The sequence below is a fragment of the Cecembia rubra genome (assembly GCF_003014575.1).
In the GTDB taxonomy this organism is placed as follows: domain Bacteria; phylum Bacteroidota; class Bacteroidia; order Cytophagales; family Cyclobacteriaceae; genus Cecembia_A; species Cecembia_A rubra.
Window position 1 is genome coordinate 225,163 of the sequence record NZ_PYGF01000003.1, and the last position, 18,328, is coordinate 243,490.

The following is an 18,328-nucleotide window of genomic DNA, read 5'->3' on the forward strand; positions in this document are numbered from 1 at the left end:
TCTACTGCATTAGGCGATAATGGTTTATTTCATGATCCTCAAAATGATCAGGGATGCGGATGACGCCGAAGACCTGACCATGGAAGCCTTTGCCAAAGCTTTTAGAAATCTACACAAATTCAAGAAAGACTATACTTTCTCCACCTGGCTGTTCCGCATTGCCACCAACAATACCATTGACTTTATCCGAAAAAAGAAACTCAAAACCATGAGCCTCAACAGCACCATGAGTGATGACAGTGGCAATTCGGTCAATATCGATGTAGAGGATGATGAGAATAACCCTCAGGATGAGTTCATCAAATCCCAAAGGATTGAGATGGTCAGGATATTCGTGGACAAGCTGCCTGCCAAATACCGTAAACTGGTACAGTTAAGGTACTTTGACGAACTGTCCTATGAAGAGATTGCGGTAGAACTGGACAAGCCTTTGGGAACAGTCAAGGCACAGTTGCACAGGTCACGTGAATTACTGTATGAAATTGCCTCAGGAAAGGCAGGGCATATTTAAATCCGGAACAAAAATCCGCAATTTCTTAGGGAGCATTTCCATTTTCAAAGGCGTGTAGCCTACAAATTCTCCATCCATATCTATAGGCATGGGGATTTTTGAATCAATTTCACATTGCTCTGCCTTCAGGTATTTAATTTGGGCATGCTCCAATTTTTCTCCTCTCCTTAATTTGGGAAGATTTCTCAAAAAGTCCGAAATCCCAACCTTACCAATTATCACCAGCTCGGCCAAACCATCCACCAATTTTGCTCTTGGGGCGATGACAATTCCACTGGCAAAATAACTGCCATTGGCCATACAGACACTCATAATATCCCCTTTGTAAGTCCATTTTGGGGTCGTAATTTCAATGGATTCAGCCGAAAATTTCCATAGTGAACGAACAATGGCCAAAAAATAGGTCAAATTGGCGCCAAGATAAACGGGACTTGTCCTGATCATCTGTGTTGCCAATCCTCCAAGTCCTATATCCGCAATATTGATAAAATACCTTGTAACTTGCTGGTGATGATCACTATCATTAAAAGCCAGAAAACCCACATCCACCAAGGCATACTTTTGATTAACAATACTTTTAAATAATGAATAGACATCTTTTTTGATCCCTAAACTTCTGACCAAATCATTTCCCCTACCCAAAGGGATAACCCCTATTGGGACCGGTTGAATGGAATCAAAGCTTAAATTCCCGTTGACCACTTCGTGCACAGTACCATCTCCTCCTACCGCAACCAAGTAATCCGTTCCCTCCTTTAGCGCCTCCCGGGTAAGTGCTATCGCATCCTTTTCCTTGGAGGTAATCCTAAAATCAAGCCGGAATTCTTTTCCAAAAACTTCGACTAGCTGATTTTGCAAAACATTTAATTTTCTTGTTTTGCCATGGATGATAAAGGAAAGTTTTTTCATTTCATTCATGATACAAGCTAAGGGTTTAACCTAAAGATAAGCAATAAAAAAATTTACCCTAATAAGATCTCCCTAAGCTTTATTCGCTGAAAAATAGTGCCTGAATCCCTGTTTTTTGATTCCAAATTCTCAAGGTATTTCCCTCAATTGAAAAGTCGACGGTATCTTTTACATGGAGAATGGCATTCAAACTATCATACTTATGAAGACTGTTCAGTGAATTGGTGATAAAATTATCCCTATCGCGATTAGACGGGCCTGGATGGCTTGTCAAGGGAATAATTCCCGAAAAGATCACCAATTGATTGGAATTGAGTCTAGAATACAACTTCACCCCATCGCCTGGTCTTTTGGATACCCAAACCGCTCCGCTCAGTTCAAAGTATCTGGCATCAGGATCACCCAATGAAATGAATAATGGATCACCATCCTGTCTGTCTTTCCTAAAACTCAAAGTGACATATTGGTCTTCACAGGAAGGAGTTGAATATATCTCATCCCTTTCATTCAAAAAACCAACAAATCTCCATATAGTATCTTCAAATCCAGGACCTGAAGCTTTCTTTTCCCAAGCAATATGACAATTTTCTAATTTTTTAAGGTCCTTGAGATCAAATGGAAGCCCTGTAAGCTCATCCAAAGGATCCGTCGTTTTGATGTCCCCCGAAACCACCACATGCAGACTAGACCTAAGCGACCTTTGCCCAAAATTTCTAAATGAAGAATAATAAGACAAACCGCAAACCTCAGGTCCACGAGTACCATATCCATATCCCACATATTTCCCGATAAATTCACAGATCAGTTCCTCGTTATTGGGGCTTAAAATCATATTATCCTCCGCATCGAACAGCCTCAACAAAAACAGGTATTTTACTTGGCCGTCAACAAGTTCTTTCCTTTCTGCATCTAAATAGGCCAACCTTTCAGATAGCACAATGAGAGTTTCCCGTTCATCGAAAGGTTTTGGCGTAATATTTTCAAGATCCTCTTTTTCAACAAGGGAACAGGAAAAAGCAAATCCCATAGCAAAAAACAGCCATCTTCTCATAAAAATAAATTTAACCTAAGATACTGATAAAAAGCACCTTAAGCAATAGTCAACCTTACAAAAACAATTTCTTATCCCTGATATACTCTTCTACCGGCTGCGGCAACAAATATTTCACGGAATGGCCATTTTTAATCGATTCTCTTATAAAAGTTGCTGAAATATCCATTAGCGGTGCCTCCACAAACTGAATATTGGCGTGGATCAATTCTTTCTTTTCACCCGGACGGGGGTAAACATACAGGCCATAATGTTCAAGGATCTGCTCATAATTTTTCCACTTGTGAAAATGGGTCAAATTATCCCCTCCAATGATCAATTTGAATTGATGCTGGGGAAATTTATCAGAAAGGTAAGTGAGGGTATCAATGGTAAAGCTTGGCTTTGGCATGTGGAATTCCACATCGGAAGCCCTAAAATAAAAATGATCGGCGATGGCGAGCTCTACCATCTTTAGCCGATCAAATTCATGAAGTAATGACTTTTGTTTCTTAAAGGGATTCTGAGGACTTACCACAAACCAAACTTCATCCAAATCAGTCCTGTCCTGCATCACATTGGCGATGACCAAATGGCCGATGTGAATAGGATTAAAAGATCCGAAAAAAAGACCGATTTTCAAAGTGATAAAGGATTATTTCGATAGGAATTCACCTACTAATTTTTCGGCTTCAGCAAATGACTTGTCCATGCTGTCATTGACAATGGTCACATCAAACTTATCTTCAAAACTCATTTCGAATTTGGCTTTGTAAAGCCTCCTCGAAAGACTTTCCTCGGATTCTGTTCCTCTGTCCTTGAGCCTATCTTTGAGGATATCCATGGAAGGCACCTTGACAAATATGGCCAATGCCCTGTCACCAAAATATTTTTTTAAATTCAGTCCCCCCTTCACATCCACATCAAAAATAACGTGTTTCCCTTCATTCCAAAGCCTCTGGATTTCTTCTTTCAATGTTCCATAGAAATTGCCTTCATACACCTCTTCCCACTCTATGAAAGCATCTTCATCAATTTTTTTCTTGAATTCTTCAGGACTCAAAAAATAATAATCTTTTCCATGTTGTTCTGTCCTACCCCTTTTGTCACGGGTAGAAGCAGAAATCGAAAAACCAAGCTCTGGGAATTTACCTAGCAAATGCCTGACAATTGTTGTTTTCCCAGATCCTGATGGAGCCGAAAAAATAATCGCTTTTCCTGTGGCCATGAATGCTTATTTTATTTCCTGCACTTTTTTCCGGATGTTTTCCAACAAATCCTGAGGTGTGATCTGATGGCAGCATTTGGTTTTCAGCAGCTCTTTAATGGCCATTTCCAAGTGAAAATGCCTGTAGCAGGGCTCACATTTTTCCAGCTTTTCCTTCAATATCCTATCTGCCTCAGGGATATTTTCCCCGTCTAGGATACTCTCCAAAAGCTGGAAGCACTTGCTCTGTTCAGCACAGTTCGTCTTCTTTTCTCCTGCCGATGATAAATTATAATCCATTGTACGCTATTATAAAACTTTCTTGATGATCAAAACCTCTAATTCTTATCCCGGACATTCTATTTATTCTTCCTCATCCGTGTTATACCCCATAGTCTGCGCATAGGAACGTAATTTCTCCTTCAATAAGTTCCTGGCCCTGTGCAATCTGGACCTTACAGTCCCAATCGGAATATCCAGAATCTTGGCCATTTCCTCATAAGTGAATCCTTCGAGGTCACATAAAATGATCACGGTTCTGAAATCTACGGCCAAACTGTTCAGCGCGTTGGAGATCTCATCTCCCAGCATATCTTTTACAGCATCTACCCTCAGGTCTGTGGTACTGGTATAATCAACATCATCTGAGTTGTAATAAGTTTCCACATCCTGATAATCCACTTTTGCAGGCTGCTTGCTCTTTTTACGGTAATCATTGATGAAAGAGTTTTTCAGGATCCTAAAAAGCCAGGCTTTTGCGTTGGTTCCCTGCTCAAAAGAGTTGATAAAGCGGTATGCCTTCAGGTAGGTATCCTGTACCAAATCCTTGGCATCATCTTCGTCAAAGGTCAACCTATAGGCAAAATTGTACATAGAATCTATGTGGGGCATAAATTCCCTGTCAAATATTTGGTTCTTTTCCTTGTCGGAATATTTTTTGCGCTGCACTTCAGACATAAGTTCCAAAAGTAATCAATGGTTAAATTTATCACTAATTTTTTTGAATAAAGTCAGGGCTTTTAGCTTATTTTGAAAGCTCTCAAAGAATCACAACAAGCCCGCGGCATGTTTCTATTCAGACTCTTATCTCATTTGCCTTTATCTGTACTCTATGCTTTTACAGATATCCTGTATCTATTTGGGTACCATGTTTTGAAATACAGACAAAAAGTCATCTTAAGCAATCTCAAACATGCCTTTCCTGAAAAAAGCACTGAAGAAAGAAAGCAGATCGCCAAAAAGTTTTTCAGAAACCTGACAGATTCCTTTGCGGAAACCATTAGGCTATTCACGATGGACAAAAATGAAATAAAACAAAGATTCAGGATTGAGCATCCCGAAATCATCAAAGAAAGGCTGGACAATGGAGAAATTGTCTTGGGACTGACTGCGCACTTTTTTCACTGGGAAGGACAGGTTTTGGCTTTTAAGGCCCAGGTAGATTCCAGACTGGAGACTGTCTACACCAAGGTTAACAACGCTTTCTTTGAAAATCTGATGAGGAATATCCGAGGCCGGTTTGGAGGGTATCTGGTAGAAAAATCAGAATTCACCCGCCACTACCTCAAAGAAAGGAATACTGTAAGACTCATTGGCCTGGCAGCGGATCAGCGACCCGGAAACAGGGATATCCGGTATTGGACGGAATTCATGCACAGGGAAACGGCTTTCTATGAAGGGCCAGAAAAAATGGCGAAGCGCTATGGACATACTGCTGTATTTGCTAAAGTCACCAAACCAAAAAGGGGGCACTATGTGTACAGCTATCAGCTGCTTGACGCCCCACCCTATGATGGAAGGACTGAACACAGCATCACAGACAAATTTATCCGCCTTACGGAAGAAAACATCAGGACAGAACCTGCTTTATACCTTTGGAGTCACAATCGCTGGAAGTGGAAGAAGGGGGAATGAAAGCCATTAAACCATGTCTGAAATTTTTAATCTGACTTGTGGAGTTAAAATCCTTTATATCATTTCAATTAAGATCAAACAGTACGATTCCTGGGTCCTTATCTGTTGAAATACCATAAATTTCCCTGTTGATTTCATCCACTGTAAATCCTATCAAAGGAAAATCCAACTGATAGTGATTCAAAACCTTGCCATCGTAATCAAACTCAAATAACCTATTTAAATTGGAATCTTCACTGATTTCCCGGAAGCTTTTTCCAGAATACAATGCAAAAAATGACTTTTCCCCGGCATAGATATCCAGATACTTGAGAGTCAATTTTGAAAGATCAAAAGCCGGCATCTGGAATCCTTGATTCATTGAAACCCTAAATTCAGGCAATTCATCAATTGGCCCATATACCGTTATAACTTCTTCATTTTCAAGATCAATGATATCAATAAAATCCACATGGGTTCCAGCCTTTACAAACCTGGTCTTTGAAGGATTGCTCTTTATTTTTCCTTGATGAACAGAAGCCAATAAATTAGGTTGTAAATCTTCTCTCTTCAAACCATGGGGCAATTCTCTATCATCAAGCATGTTCTCCCATGACCCAAAATACCGGATGGTATCGCCATCTGTATTCAGCTGAAAATACTTCACCCAACCATCAACTAAATTTACCAAAAGCGTGTTATTAGGACCCCAGTCAACAGAAGTAATATAAAGGGGGATATCCAGGCCCTTAAACTGCCTGATAGCTAAGGTTGAGGTATCTTTAATGGAAAAGGCGGAAAACTTAAATTGCTGAGTATCATACACCCAAAAAATATCAGGCTCTCCGCTATCAAGAAGTGGATATCCAATAGTAATCTCTCCAGGCCCAAGGCCATCTTTTCCTACACTTCTTCTGTATTTCTGAGCACGAAGATCCAATAAATTAATCTTTTCATTTTGAAGACTTTTCCCTTCCGCTACGATCAAATTCTGATCTTTTAAAAGGATTTCTTTTGGATTAAGCGCAAATTCCAAACCAAAATCAAGTTTCTCTCCCTTAAGTTGAATTGGAGTTGGAAGTTGTTTTTCCGTGAAAACAAGTCTTGAGTCTTCATGAGGTATATTGCAACCAAATGCCACCAATAATACTATAAATCTTAATTTTTGCATAATTAGGGTAAATTAGACCGGATGAAAATCCGGTCTATGAAGTTTAAATACAAACACAGGCATCCGGAACCCATGCGGATTCAGCTATATTGCCGGCCAAAGGATGAGAACAACTGCCTATCCACATGCAACAAACACCTCCATAAGTTGAACTACAATCAGGATCAACAGCCTCCTGGGATTTGACGTCCGGACTAAAATAAAGCCCAAAAGCCAACGTAATAACCAAACTGGAAATTAACTTTTTCATAATCGTAATTATTAAGAATTGATAAAAGCTCTGGCCAAAGCTGGCTTTCAACTGAAACCTTTCCCAATATTATTATTATACGCAAGCTTTAGTTGAGAATTATTTGTAATTTCAAAATAATTTAATCTCATTTTAACCACATTGGGTCAATAAAATTATATTTTTCTTGTAAAATTTACTTTATTGTTTGAATCATATTATTTTTTTTTAACAACTCTATGGAGTAATCTAGATTTCAAAAGTCATCCTATAAAACAAGATGATGAAGTAGATATTGGCAAAAATGGTTAAATCCTTACCCAATTTCCGAAGCAACTTAAATTTCCCATCACCCAAAGTACAAGATTGAGTGAATACTTAAACAATACGGTTAGCTTTTCTACTCAAAAAAACAAGTTTGATTTAATTCCACTGTTCAAAATCATTAAATTTGAAACCTGTTGGAAAAAAGAAGCATGGATTACTTAAAAGGACTCAATCCCCCCCAAAGAGAAGCAGTTGAACATACCGAAGGACCTGTAATGATCATCGCAGGTGCAGGTTCTGGCAAAACAAGGGTTCTGACTTACAGAATCGCCCATTTGATCCATGCTAAGGGAGTAGATCCTTTCAACATCCTTTCACTGACCTTTACCAATAAGGCAGCCAGTGAAATGAAGCATAGAATTGAAAAGCTCATTGGTTTGGAAGCACGCAATACCTGGATGGGCACTTTCCACTCCATTTTTGCCAAAATTTTAAGGGTTGAAGCGGATAAAATCGGTTATCCTTCCAATTTTTCCATCTATGATACAGATGACAGCAAGTCTTTGATCAAGACCATCGTCAAGGAAATGAAGCTGGATGACAAAGTGTACAAGCCAAGCACTGTGCTATCCAGAATTTCAGGAGCGAAAAACCGCTTGATTTCCTGGGAAAACTACATCAATGACCCTTTCATCAAAGCCGATGATGAGGCCGCCATGAAGCCACGGATGGGGGAAATTTACAGAAATTACCAAAAGAGGCTTTTCAAGGCAGGCGCCATGGACTTTGACGACCTGCTTTTCAATACGAATGTACTCTTCAGGGACCATTTGGATGTGCTAAACAAGTACCAGCAACGCTTCAAATATGTCATGGTGGACGAGTTTCAGGACACCAATGTCTCCCAGTACCTGATTACCAAAAAGCTGGCTGCTGTACACCAAAACATCTGTGTCGTTGGAGATGATGCCCAGAGTATCTATGCCTTCCGGGGTGCCGACATTCAGAATATCCTGAATTTTGAAAAGGATTACCCGGATTTGTTTGTTGTCAAACTGGAACAGAATTACCGCTCCACCAAAAACATCGTACAAGCTGCCAATAGCATCATAGCTAAAAACAAGGCCCAGCTCAAAAAAGAAGTTTGGACTCAAAACCATCACGGAGAACTGATCGAACTCATCAAGGCCAGTTCGGACAATGAAGAGGGCAGATTGGTCGCCACCACCATCTTCGAAGAAAAAAACAATAAGAAACTTGACAACAGCGATTTTGCTGTCCTTTACCGTACCAACTCCCAGTCAAGGGCAATAGAAGAGGCCCTGAGGAAGATGAACATTACCTACAAAATTGTAGGAGGCCTTTCATTTTATCAAAGGAAAGAAATCAAAGACCTGATGGCCTACATGCGTTTTGTGGTCAACAAAGAGGACGAAGAGGCATTTAAAAGGATCATCAACTACCCTAAAAGAGGGATTGGGGACAGTACAGTAGAAAAAATCCTGGTGGCGGCTTACGAGCATGATATTCCTTTATGGGAGGTGATCATCAATGCCAACAGCTTCTTGGGAGGAAGGGCAGCCAATGCAGTGGATGATTTTGCCACCATGATCAAGAGTTTTGGCATCGAGATGGAAAGAAAAGATGCCTATGAGGCAGCCAACTCCATCGCCAAACAATCCGGTTTGCTCAGGGAATTGTACGAGGACAAGACCATTGAGGGCCTCAACCGCTATGAAAACGTTCAGGAATTGCTCAATGCCATCAAAGAATATGTGGACAATCCGGAGAATGAAGACAAAAGTCTTGGGGCCTTCCTGCAAGAAATAGCCCTCCTAACAGACAATGACAGGGATAAAGATACCACAGATGCCGTAACCTTAATGACTATCCACTCTTCTAAGGGATTGGAGTTCAAGCAGGTGTTTGTGGTAGGGATGGAAGAAGATCTCTTCCCATCTCAGATGATGATGCAGAGCAGAGAGGATCTGGAAGAAGAGCGAAGGCTTTTTTATGTAGCCACTACCAGGGCAATGGAAAAATTATACTTAACCTTTGCCCTTACACGCTATCGTTTTGGAAGGCTGCTCAACTGTGAGCCCAGCAGGTTCCTGGAAGAAGTGGATCCAGCCTGCATTAGGGTGAATAAACGTATGACCACCGCCTTGTCAGGAGCTTTGAGAAATGAATCCAGTGAAGGAAGGTCAGGCTTTATCGGTATCAAGAAGCCGGAGGTCCGGCCAATGACCACAGCGAAAATACACAGCCCTAGCCCTGATTTCAAACCATCCAATACCAATAACCTCCTGGAAGGCATGCTGGTAGAGCATCCAAAATTCGGTTTTGGGAAAGTTTTAAAGATAGAAATTGAGGGAATAAATAAGAAAGCTACCATACAATTTGATAACTTTGGAGAAAAGGTTTTATTACTTAGCTTTGCAAAGCTTCGGATCATAGATTAAAGGGCGGGTTAAGATTGATTTTTCTGATTGTAACATCCGCTTAAAGCATCACCTTATGGAAAATACAGAAACAAACAAGCATTCCGTCATTTTGAAAGAATACGGAAAAAATATTCAAAGACTGGCAATTCACATTGCCGGTATTGAGGACCGAGATAAGCGCACTCAAAGTGCCTTTACTTTAGTAGAACTGGTCAAACAGCTTAATCCCCAAATGAAGTCTGAAAATGACCAAAAAATATGGGATGACATTCACATCATGTCTGGGTTTACATTAGATGTAGATGGCCCTTACCCAAAGCCTGAGAAAGATTTACTTTTTAAGAAACCAAAGATTGTAGGCTATCCGAAGGGAGAGGTGAAGTTCAAACATTACGGAAGAAATATTGAAAAACTCATAGAAAAAGCTGTTGAAATTGAGGATGATGAAGAGCAGGAAGCTGCTATCATTTATATTGGACAGTTGATGAGAAGTTTCCATTCCACTTGGAACCGGGACAATTTTGATGATGCTATCATCATAGATGACATCAAAACACTATCCAAAGGGAAGCTCCATATTGACTTGGACAAAGTAAGAGAAATGGGACTTTTTGAAACCAATACCAGAAGAGATTTCAAATTACCATCAGAATCAGAAAGCAGTTCATCTGTAACCAGGAAAAAATTCAATGGTGGAGATAGAAGAAGAAATGGCGGTCATTCCAAAAAACGTAGATAAATGTCATCATTCAGAGTAAAAGGAGGCCTAAAGCTCAAAGGAGAAATCATTCCGCAAGGAGCCAAAAATGAAGCCTTACAGATTCTTTGTGCAGTATTGCTGACTTCAGAGAAAGTCACTATCCATAAAATTCCCAATATCCGTGACGTCAATAAACTAATTGAATTACTGTCAGATATGGGGGTCAAGGTAGAAAAAGTCGGACCTGAATCCTACACTTTCCAAGCGGACAATGTGGACCTCAAATACCTCGACACAGATGACTTTCTAAAAAAAGCATCTTCCTTAAGAGGTTCTGTCATGATTCTTGGCCCATTGTTGGCGAGGTTTGGTCATGGAAGACTTTCTAAACCAGGTGGGGACAAAATTGGAAGAAGAAGAATGGATACCCACTTTTACGGTTTTCAAAAGTTAGGAGCCGAATTCCATTACGACAGCAAAAAAGAAATCTACCACATAGATGGCAAAAAGCTCAGAGGTGCTTATATGTTACTTGATGAGGCATCTGTAACCGGCACTGCCAATATCGTGATGGCCGCAGTCATGGCTGATGGTAAGACCACCATTTATAATGCCGCATGTGAACCTTATTTACAGCAGCTTTGCGACATGCTGAACCGCATGGGCGCCAAAATCACTGGAATTGGCTCCAATTTACTTACTATTGAAGGAGTTAAAAAATTAAAAGGTACAGAGCACAGTATGCTTCCCGATATGATAGAAATCGGTTCTTTTATTGGAATGGCAGCAATGACCCAGTCAGAGATTACCATTAAGGATGCTCAAATAAACCGTCTGGGAATTATTCCGGACACATTTAAAAGAATGGGGATCAAAATGGAATTCAGAGGTGATGATATCTATATTCCTTCCCAAAAGCATTATGAGATTGAAACTTTCATAGACGGATCCATACTAACAGTAGCAGATGCTATTTGGCCAGGATTCACACCGGACTTATTAAGTATAGTTTTGGTAACAGCAACACAAGCCAAAGGAACTGTTTTAGTCCATCAAAAAATGTTTGAAAGCCGTCTCTTCTTTGTAGATAAATTGATTGATATGGGCGCTCAGATCATTCTTTGCGATCCACACAGGGCTACAGTAATCGGTTTGGACAGAAAATACCCCTTGAAAGGAATCAGAATGACCTCGCCTGATATCCGTGCAGGTGTTTCCCTTCTGATAGCTGCCATGTCAGCCGAAGGTACTTCCATCATAGACAATATTGAGCAAATAGACAGGGGGTATCAGTATATCGATCAAAGACTGAATGCATTAGGAGCAGATATAGTCCGGATTGATTAAAACCAAACTAAGCATCATAGTTGAAACATCATTCTAAATTCAAAAAAATGGCTGCCAAAAAAGCAGCTATTTTTTTATAAATTTTTTCTTCCCCTCACTCGGAAAAGTCTTCTGAGAAAGTAAACTAAAAAAGGCTGTCCTAAAGGACAGCCTTTTACAGTTTATTGTGCAATTAATCAAATTATTTTACTTCAAAGCTAACTCTTCTTGCCAACTGACGGGCATCTGCAGAACGCTTATCTACACTAGTATCTTCACCATAGCCTTTGAAAGACATTCTAGAAGCATCGATACCAGCGGCAATAAGGATATCATAAACTGATTTCGCTCTTCTTTCAGAAAGCTTCATGTTGTAGTTTTCAGGACCTAGCTCATCAGCAAATCCTTTCAACTCAACTTTAACACCTGGATTTCTTTTCAAGAAGTTAGCTACATAGTCGATGCCAGAAGCTGAGAATCCTAGAGGTTTAGCGCTGTCAAATGCAAAGTATACGTTAACATAACCTTCGTTGATAGCTTTCTTGAAATAATCAACTTCATCTACTTTCTCTACTGGACATCCATTATTAGAAGCAGGACCTGGAGCAAATGGACACTTGTCTAAGTGATCAGGAATACCATCACCGTCAGAATCCAAAGTTCTACCATGAGAATCAACTCTAGCACCAGCTGGAGTGTTTGGTTCTTTGTCAAGGTAATCAGGAACTCCGTCACCATCAGAATCCTTCAACATATCTTTGATCTCACCGATCTGTTGAGCCAACTCATCTTTAGTGGCATATTTATCAGCTGCAATGTACCAGTCAGCATGGGTTGCTTTGCTACCTAAATAGATGTTCAATCCCAAAGTACCAGTCCACCAAGTTCCATTGGCACCATAGAAACCAGGATCTCTAGGACCGATAGCTGAAGCACCATCAAATGCTACTGTTTGCCTACCGTTCAAAATAGTGCTGATATCTCCAGTCAAAGCAACTCTCTCAGAAAGCTTGATTTGACCTGTAATACCTGCAATAATGTTATACACATTATCATTGAAATCACTGAAAGGTCCACCTTGAGGTCTAACCTGACCTAGTCCACCTCCTAAGTGAGCCAACATCCCCAGCCTTCTGGAGAAAGACTCGAAATTCATGATCCTTCCAAGGTTAGCAACACCTTGCAAGTTGATTCTGTGATAATTCGTTGAAAACGCAGGATTATTGTCCTGTGAGGCTTCACCGAATGAACCGAAACCAAAGTCAAGTTTCGCACCGAATTTTTCATTGAACATGTACCTTACACCAAGATCAGCATGTCCTAGGTTTAGGGTTGGAGAGAAATAGCCTGGAGTCAACGGAGCCATAGGCTTATTGAAACCACCACCAAACTCAACCGACCATCTGTTGTAGTCGACCTGGGCGTTAGCTCCGAAGGCTAAGGCACCCGCCATAATTGTAGAGAGTAATAATTTTTTCATGATAAAAAATTTTTTTTAAAATTTTTTAAGTGTTTGATTGATTTAACTGCAAATTTATAAACTTCTAACAAACCACAAATGTATGTTTATTTTTTAAAACTATAAATTTTCTGGAAATTCTTTTCAATTTATCAGATATTTTTTTCGATTTGCCAAATAAACATAAACCATGCCACTATGAATTCCCTAATTGAATTACTTCATATTGAGAGCGTTTCGGGTGATGAATCCTCAATGACAGATTTTCTCATTCATTACACCCATAAACGAATGTCTACTTGGAAGGTTACACCTGAAATTTATTTTGGTGATGACTTTCATGATTGCTTATTACTCAAATTCGGGAAACCCTCCACGGCTGTTTTTGCACACATAGACACAATTGGCTTTATGGCCAGGTATGAAAACCAACTAGTCCCTGTAGGCGGTCCTGAGATTATAGAAGGCACCTATTTGGTCGGAAATGATAACCTTGGACCCATAAGATGTAAACTCCATTCTTATGAAGATGCAATTTATCACGATTTTGGAAGACCAATTGAAAGAGGTACAAGACTATCATTTGAACAAAAAGTAACTATCGATAAGGAATTCATACAGGCAGCTTATTTGGACAATAGACTTGGCATTTACAGCGCACTTCAACTTTGTGAAACACTTGAAAACGGATGGGTAGTTTTTTCTACTTATGAAGAACACGGTGGTGGAAGTATGCCATTCCTACTTAACTTTATTCAGAAAAAAGCACCGGTTAAACATGCCCTGATTTCAGATATAACTTGGGTAACTGATGGAATTCAGCATGGAGACGGTGTTGTAATTTCCATTCGTGATAAATATATACCACGGAAAAAATTTATAGAAAAAATAATTTCAATAGCTGAAAAAAGTGGTGTCCCTTACCAATTAGAGGTAGAAGGTGCTGGAGCCAGCGATGGGCGGGAAATTCAATTTTCACCTTATGCAATTGACTGGTGTTTTATTGGTGCTCCTGAAGACAATGTCCACACCCCATTTGAGAAGGTAGCAATCAGTGATTTAGATGCAATGGTAAAAATTTATAAGGTATTGCTGGAACATCTATAGTGATTAGCGAATTAAAGATATTCTTCTTTAAATTTATTCATATATTTGTATTGCCCTTGTTAAAGGGCTTTTTTATTTCCATTGGATGATTCAGCTAAAAGACAAAACATTTACCCTGTATTTGGACAAAAACACCATAGAAAAAAGGGTAAAAGAACTAGGACTACAATTATCTGAGGACTTTAAAGGTAAAGATCCTATCATTATCGGTGTCCTTAACGGAGCTTTTATGTTTCTGTCAGACCTTGCAAAACACATTGCAATCCCAGCTGAATTCTCATTTTTAAAAATTTCCTCCTACCAAGGACAAAGTTCCACGGGACAAGTAAAGCAACTGGTAGGATTGGAAACTGAAATTAAAGGAAGAAATGTCATTATCGTTGAGGATATTGTGGATACGGGTTTGAGTATGGCCCATCTTCTCCAACTCATCAAAGAAAAGGAACCCTCATCAATAAAAATTGCAACACTCCTCCATAAGCCAGAGGCGCTTCAATACCCTGTGACGATCGATTATCTCGGCTTTGAAATACCAAACAAATTCGTAATCGGTTATGGTCTGGATTATGATGGCTTTGGAAGAAATATTCCCGAAATTTATCAATTGAAGATTTAACGGAAACCAGCACATATCAAAAATCAAATTAAAAAGAAATGCTTAACATAGTTTTATTTGGACCTCCCGGAGCAGGCAAAGGCACACAAAGCGAAAAAATTATCGCCAAGTATAATCTGACCCATTTATCCACAGGTGATTTATTCAGAAAGCACCTTGGGGAGGGTACCGAATTGGGCAAATTGGCTAGAAAATACATGGATGAAGGAAAACTTGTTCCTGATGAAGTGGTAATTGATATGGTGGATGACAAAATTGCCAATACACCAGAAACAAATGGTTTTATTTTCGATGGTTTTCCAAGAACTGTTGCCCAAGCTGAAGCCTTAGATAGATTAATGCAAAGGAAAGCAACAAAAATCGCAGGAATGATTGCATTGGATGTAGCTGAAGAAGTCCTAAAAGAAAGAATTCGAGAAAGAGGGAAAACTTCGGGAAGGGTTGATGACCAGGATGAAAATAAAATTGAGACCAGAATTAAAGTTTACCTGGCAGAAACCTTACCAGTAGCCAGCTATTATGAAAAGCAAGGTAAATTTGCGAAAATCAATGGAGTGGGCTCTATTGATGGGATTTTTGAGGAAATCTCAAATGTCATAGACAGTTATTGATATTTATATTCCTTACCTTTGTAGCAAAATATTTGGCTAAGCCCAACAGCTTGGCCATTTTTATTTAATTAAATTCAAAGACTGTGGCAGAAAGCAATTTCATTGATTACGTAAAATTTTGCTCCAGATCAGGAGCTGGTGGTGCTGGTTCAGTGCATTTCAGAAGGGAAAAGCATGTCCCTAAAGGTGGACCTGATGGTGGGGACGGAGGAAGGGGCGGCCATATCATTTTACGAGGCAATGCTCAATTATGGACCCTATTACATTTAAAATATAAAAAACATGTTATTGCTGAAAATGGCAAAGGAGGAGAAGGTGGAAGGAGAAAAGGAAGGGATGGAAATGATGTCATTTTGGAAGTACCTCTGGGCACAGTAGCCAAAGATGCTGAAACAGGGGAACTCAGATTTGAGATTACAGAAGATGGACAGGAGGTGATTTTGACCTCAGGAGGTAGAGGAGGTTTAGGCAATGACCATTTCAAAACCTCTACGAATCAGGCACCACATTTTGCACAGCCAGGGGAACCGGGAATTGAAGAATGGATAATCTTAGAACTCAAATTGCTTGCGGATGTAGGTTTGGTCGGTTTTCCAAATGCCGGAAAATCCACCTTGCTTTCCAGTATTTCAGCGGCCAAACCGGAAATTGGGGATTATCCATTTACTACCTTAGTTCCCAATTTGGGAGTAATCCCTTACAGAGATGAAAAGTCTTTTGTCATGGCGGATATTCCCGGAATCATTGAAGGAGCTTCGGAAGGTAGAGGACTAGGCCTTAGGTTCTTAAGACATATTGAAAGAAACTCAATCCTTTTGTTTATGATTCCCTCAGATGCAGATAGTATTTCCGGTCAATACAAAATTTTACTAGGCGAACTTCAAAAATATAACCCCGAATTGTTGGATAAAAAGAGGTTACTGGCCATATCAAAGTCAGATATGCTGGATATGGAGTTGATGGAAGAGATGAAAAAGGACATTCCTAAAGACCTACCCTCGATTTTTATTTCATCCGTTTCAGGGTATAATTTAGATAAGTTAAAAGACATGCTTTGGCAGGCCATAAACATGTCATAAAGTGCCAGTTTGTCAGTAAATCAGCTATGGCAAATTAATTGATATTGGAATTGATGTAAAATTTCGTGAAAGATGAGTGAGAAAGAAACCATAAAAGATGAGCCAATCACTTCCAAAGAACAGGAAGTAAAAGAAAATGAATCTGTTCAAGAAATTGGAAAGGAGTCTGAAACACAAGCTTCCCAAAAAGCTGAAATTTCCAAAGAAGAAAAGCTCCAAATGGAAGTTGAAGACCTCAAAGACAAATACCTAAGACTATATTCTGAATTTGAAAATTACAGGAGAAGAACTTCCAAAGAACGTATTGACCTAATCAAAACAGCTTCAGAGGATCTGATTAAAGAGATCCTCCCAATTTTGGATGATTTTGAGCGTGCATTCAAGGCAAGTGAAAAAGAAGATGATGCAACAATAGTTCGTGAGGGCAATCTCCTTGTGTTCCACAAACTCTTAAAAACACTTGAAAACAAAGGCATAAAGGAAATGGAAAACCTGATTGGTAATCCATTTGATCCGGATACCCAAGAAGCGATTACTCAGATACCTGCTCCTACCGAGGAAATGAAGGGCATGGTTATAGATGTAGTAGAAAAAGGATATACTTTAAGCGATAAAGTAATCCGATATGCCAAGGTAGTAACAGGCGCTTAATTAGAAGTTATGGCAAAAAGAGATTATTATGAAATATTGGGGGTATCTAAGACTGCCAGTCCAGAGGAAATAAAAAAGGCATATAGAAAGCTGGCTATTCAATACCATCCTGATAAAAATCCTGGCAATCCTGAGGCCGAGGAGAAATTCAAAGAAGCTGCAGAAGCCTATGAGGTATTGAGCAATTCTGAGAAACGTCAGCGATATGACCAATTTGGACACCAAGGTCTTGGTGGAAATGGTGGATTCGGAGGAGCTGGAATGAATATGGACGACATATTCTCCCAATTTGGCGACATTTTTGGAGGAGGAGGCTTTGAATCCTTCTTTGGAGGTGGAAGAGGTGGTAGAAGGACTAAAAAAGGTACCAACTTAAGGGTCAAGCTCAAATTGAACCTAAAGGAAATTGCCAACGGAGTAGAGAAAAAGATCAAAGTTAAACGCCAGGTTCTCGCAGATGGAGTAACCTTTAAGACTTGTACAACATGCCAAGGGTCTGGCCAGATAAAAAAGGTGGTTAATACCATGCTCGGACAGATGGTCTCGGCAAGTACCTGTCATGTTTGCGGGGGTAACGGTCAGCTGGTGGACAAAAAACCTGCTGATGCTGATGCCAGAGGATTGACCCTCAAAGAAGAAGTCATTGCTATTAATATCCCTGCTGGGGTAGCAGATGGTATGCAATTGAGCATGTCTGGAAAAGGTAACGAGACTGCAGGAGGAGTACCAGGTGACTTGTTGATTGTGATTGAGGAAATTGAAGATGAAATTCTTCAAAGAGATGGAAATAATGTAGTCTATGACTTATATATAAGTTTTATAGATGCTTCATTGGGTGCTCAGATCGAAGTCCCCACAATTGAAGGGAAAGTAAAAATAAAAATTGAACCTGGTACGCAAAGCGGAAAAATCTTAAGGTTGAAAGGCAAAGGAATCCGTGACATCAATGGATATAACAGAGGAGACCAACTTATCCATGTAAATGTTTGGACCCCAAAACAGCTCAGCAAAGAAGAAAGACAAATCCTTGAAGCTTTGAAAAATTCCGAAAATTTCAAACCCTCTCCTGACTCAGGTGAAAAGAGCTTTTTTGACAAGATGAAAGAATTCTTCTAAAA

The 18,328-nt window shown here is 39.7% G+C and carries 19 protein-coding genes and 1 pseudogene; 11 read left to right on the top strand and 9 right to left on the bottom strand.

The features are described 5' to 3' along the window. Nucleotides 1-22: 22 nt before the first annotated feature. Nucleotides 23-511 (top strand): annotated as a pseudogene (locus CLV48_RS07950) (sigma-70 family RNA polymerase sigma factor); the annotation flags it as partial. On the opposite strand, the gene CLV48_RS07955 reads toward CLV48_RS07950, so the two are convergent. From CLV48_RS07955 to CLV48_RS07980, 6 genes are all read right to left on the bottom strand, one after another. Next, entirely contained in the window at nt 488-1,429 is a 942-nt protein-coding gene (locus CLV48_RS07955; protein ID WP_106566746.1) for a diacylglycerol/lipid kinase family protein, read from the bottom strand. The pseudogene CLV48_RS07950 and the gene CLV48_RS07955 overlap by 24 nt on opposite strands. Nucleotides 1,430-1,499: 70 nt before the next feature. Then, nucleotides 1,500-2,471 carry a hypothetical protein gene (locus CLV48_RS07960; protein WP_106566747.1) on the bottom strand — a complete coding sequence of 324 codons (972 nt, stop codon included), beginning with the start codon at nt 2,469-2,471 and terminating at the stop codon, nt 1,500-1,502. Between the two features lie 55 nt (nt 2,472-2,526). Beyond that, entirely contained in the window at nt 2,527-3,093 is a 567-nt protein-coding gene (nadD, locus tag CLV48_RS07965) for a nicotinate (nicotinamide) nucleotide adenylyltransferase (RefSeq protein WP_106566748.1), read from the bottom strand. Between the two features lie 12 nt (nt 3,094-3,105). Beyond that, nucleotides 3,106-3,678, bottom strand: a complete 573-nt coding sequence (gene gmk, locus CLV48_RS07970; RefSeq protein ID WP_106566749.1) for a guanylate kinase — start codon at nt 3,676-3,678, stop codon at nt 3,106-3,108. Nucleotides 3,679-3,684: 6 nt separating this feature from the next. Beyond that, nucleotides 3,685-3,957, bottom strand: coding sequence for an anti-sigma factor (locus CLV48_RS07975; RefSeq protein ID WP_106566750.1), 273 nt, complete (start codon nt 3,955-3,957; stop codon nt 3,685-3,687). 63 nt (nt 3,958-4,020) lie between these two features. Then, entirely contained in the window at nt 4,021-4,614 is a 594-nt protein-coding gene (locus tag CLV48_RS07980; RefSeq protein WP_106566751.1) for a sigma-70 family RNA polymerase sigma factor, read from the bottom strand. A 108-nt stretch (nt 4,615-4,722) separates the two neighbouring features. Here CLV48_RS07980 and CLV48_RS07985 point away from each other — a divergent pair, with 108 nt between their 5' ends. After that, a complete protein-coding gene (locus CLV48_RS07985) occupies nt 4,723-5,571 on the top strand; it encodes a lysophospholipid acyltransferase family protein (RefSeq protein WP_106566752.1) in 849 nt (282 codons plus the stop codon). 64 nt (nt 5,572-5,635) lie between these two features. Here CLV48_RS07985 and CLV48_RS07990 read toward each other — a convergent pair whose 3' ends face one another. After that, complete coding sequence (locus CLV48_RS07990) at nt 5,636-6,721, bottom strand: BF3164 family lipoprotein (protein WP_106566753.1); 1,086 nt, start codon at nt 6,719-6,721, stop codon at nt 5,636-5,638. 43 nt (nt 6,722-6,764) lie between these two features. Further along, entirely contained in the window at nt 6,765-6,971 is a 207-nt protein-coding gene (locus CLV48_RS07995; protein ID WP_106566754.1) for a hypothetical protein, read from the bottom strand. Between the two features lie 455 nt (nt 6,972-7,426). On the opposite strand from CLV48_RS07995, the gene CLV48_RS08000 reads away from it, so the two are divergent. The 3 genes from CLV48_RS08000 to murA are packed head-to-tail and all read left to right on the top strand — an operon-like array spanning nt 7,427 to nt 11,708. Beyond that, complete coding sequence (locus CLV48_RS08000; protein ID WP_106566755.1) at nt 7,427-9,679, top strand: ATP-dependent helicase; 2,253 nt, start codon at nt 7,427-7,429, stop codon at nt 9,677-9,679. Nucleotides 9,680-9,734: 55 nt separating this feature from the next. Continuing rightward, a complete protein-coding gene (locus tag CLV48_RS08005; protein ID WP_106566756.1) occupies nt 9,735-10,400 on the top strand; it encodes a DUF4290 domain-containing protein in 666 nt (221 codons plus the stop codon). Continuing rightward, nucleotides 10,401-11,708 (top strand): UDP-N-acetylglucosamine 1-carboxyvinyltransferase, encoded by a 1,308-nt coding sequence (gene murA / locus CLV48_RS08010; protein ID WP_106566757.1) that lies wholly within the window; start codon nt 10,401-10,403, stop codon nt 11,706-11,708. It abuts the gene before it with no gap. Nucleotides 11,709-11,889: 181 nt separating this feature from the next. Here murA and CLV48_RS08015 read toward each other — a convergent pair whose 3' ends face one another. Next, nucleotides 11,890-13,167, bottom strand: a complete 1,278-nt coding sequence (locus CLV48_RS08015) for an OmpA family protein (RefSeq protein WP_106566758.1) — start codon at nt 13,165-13,167, stop codon at nt 11,890-11,892. A gap of 177 nt (nt 13,168-13,344) precedes the next feature. Between CLV48_RS08015 and CLV48_RS08020 the strand changes: the two genes are divergently transcribed. The 6 genes from CLV48_RS08020 to dnaJ all read left to right on the top strand — a co-directional run bounded on the left by CLV48_RS08020 (nt 13,345) and on the right by dnaJ (nt 18,326). Then, the gene (locus tag CLV48_RS08020) at nt 13,345-14,253 is read left to right on the top strand and encodes a M20/M25/M40 family metallo-hydrolase (protein WP_106566759.1); all 909 of its coding nucleotides are present in this window, start codon (nt 13,345-13,347) and stop codon (nt 14,251-14,253) included. Nucleotides 14,254-14,338: 85 nt separating this feature from the next. Then, on the top strand, nt 14,339-14,869 hold the full coding sequence (gene hpt, locus CLV48_RS08025) for a hypoxanthine phosphoribosyltransferase (RefSeq protein ID WP_106566760.1): 531 nt from the start codon (nt 14,339-14,341) through the stop codon (nt 14,867-14,869). Between the two features lie 38 nt (nt 14,870-14,907). Further along, nucleotides 14,908-15,480 carry an adenylate kinase gene (locus CLV48_RS08030; RefSeq protein ID WP_106566761.1) on the top strand — a complete coding sequence of 191 codons (573 nt, stop codon included), beginning with the start codon at nt 14,908-14,910 and terminating at the stop codon, nt 15,478-15,480. Between the two features lie 83 nt (nt 15,481-15,563). After that, nucleotides 15,564-16,559 (top strand): GTPase ObgE, encoded by a 996-nt coding sequence (obgE, locus tag CLV48_RS08035; RefSeq protein ID WP_106566762.1) that lies wholly within the window; start codon nt 15,564-15,566, stop codon nt 16,557-16,559. Nucleotides 16,560-16,631: 72 nt separating this feature from the next. Continuing rightward, a complete protein-coding gene (locus CLV48_RS08040; RefSeq protein ID WP_106566763.1) occupies nt 16,632-17,210 on the top strand; it encodes a nucleotide exchange factor GrpE in 579 nt (192 codons plus the stop codon). A 9-nt stretch (nt 17,211-17,219) separates the two neighbouring features. Further along, nucleotides 17,220-18,326 (top strand): molecular chaperone DnaJ, encoded by a 1,107-nt coding sequence (gene dnaJ / locus CLV48_RS08045; RefSeq protein WP_106566764.1) that lies wholly within the window; start codon nt 17,220-17,222, stop codon nt 18,324-18,326. Nucleotides 18,327-18,328: the final 2 nt, after the last annotated feature.

What these genes read in the sequence shown, in the direction of transcription:
- CLV48_RS08040 (WP_106566763.1), top strand. Translation starts at nt 16,632, where the DNA reads ATGAGTGAGAAAGAAACCATAAAAGATGAGCCAATCACTTCCAAAGAA.
- CLV48_RS08015 (WP_106566758.1), bottom strand. Translation starts at nt 13,167, where the DNA reads ATGAAAAAATTATTACTCTCTACAATTATGGCGGGTGCCTTAGCCTTC.
- CLV48_RS07955 (WP_106566746.1), bottom strand. Translation starts at nt 1,429, where the DNA reads ATGAATGAAATGAAAAAACTTTCCTTTATCATCCATGGCAAAACAAGA.
- CLV48_RS07980 (WP_106566751.1), bottom strand. Translation starts at nt 4,614, where the DNA reads ATGTCTGAAGTGCAGCGCAAAAAATATTCCGACAAGGAAAAGAACCAA.
- CLV48_RS08005 (WP_106566756.1), top strand. Translation starts at nt 9,735, where the DNA reads ATGGAAAATACAGAAACAAACAAGCATTCCGTCATTTTGAAAGAATAC.
- CLV48_RS08020 (WP_106566759.1), top strand. Translation starts at nt 13,345, where the DNA reads ATGAATTCCCTAATTGAATTACTTCATATTGAGAGCGTTTCGGGTGAT.
- hpt (WP_106566760.1), top strand. Translation starts at nt 14,339, where the DNA reads ATGATTCAGCTAAAAGACAAAACATTTACCCTGTATTTGGACAAAAAC.
- dnaJ (WP_106566764.1), top strand. Translation starts at nt 17,220, where the DNA reads ATGGCAAAAAGAGATTATTATGAAATATTGGGGGTATCTAAGACTGCC.
- CLV48_RS07975 (WP_106566750.1), bottom strand. Translation starts at nt 3,957, where the DNA reads ATGGATTATAATTTATCATCGGCAGGAGAAAAGAAGACGAACTGTGCT.
- CLV48_RS08030 (WP_106566761.1), top strand. Translation starts at nt 14,908, where the DNA reads ATGCTTAACATAGTTTTATTTGGACCTCCCGGAGCAGGCAAAGGCACA.
- CLV48_RS07960 (WP_106566747.1), bottom strand. Translation starts at nt 2,471, where the DNA reads ATGAGAAGATGGCTGTTTTTTGCTATGGGATTTGCTTTTTCCTGTTCC.
- CLV48_RS07985 (WP_106566752.1), top strand. Translation starts at nt 4,723, where the DNA reads ATGTTTCTATTCAGACTCTTATCTCATTTGCCTTTATCTGTACTCTAT.
- CLV48_RS08000 (WP_106566755.1), top strand. Translation starts at nt 7,427, where the DNA reads ATGGATTACTTAAAAGGACTCAATCCCCCCCAAAGAGAAGCAGTTGAA.
- CLV48_RS07995 (WP_106566754.1), bottom strand. Translation starts at nt 6,971, where the DNA reads ATGAAAAAGTTAATTTCCAGTTTGGTTATTACGTTGGCTTTTGGGCTT.
- gmk (WP_106566749.1), bottom strand. Translation starts at nt 3,678, where the DNA reads ATGGCCACAGGAAAAGCGATTATTTTTTCGGCTCCATCAGGATCTGGG.
- murA (WP_106566757.1), top strand. Translation starts at nt 10,401, where the DNA reads ATGTCATCATTCAGAGTAAAAGGAGGCCTAAAGCTCAAAGGAGAAATC.
- CLV48_RS07990 (WP_106566753.1), bottom strand. Translation starts at nt 6,721, where the DNA reads ATGCAAAAATTAAGATTTATAGTATTATTGGTGGCATTTGGTTGCAAT.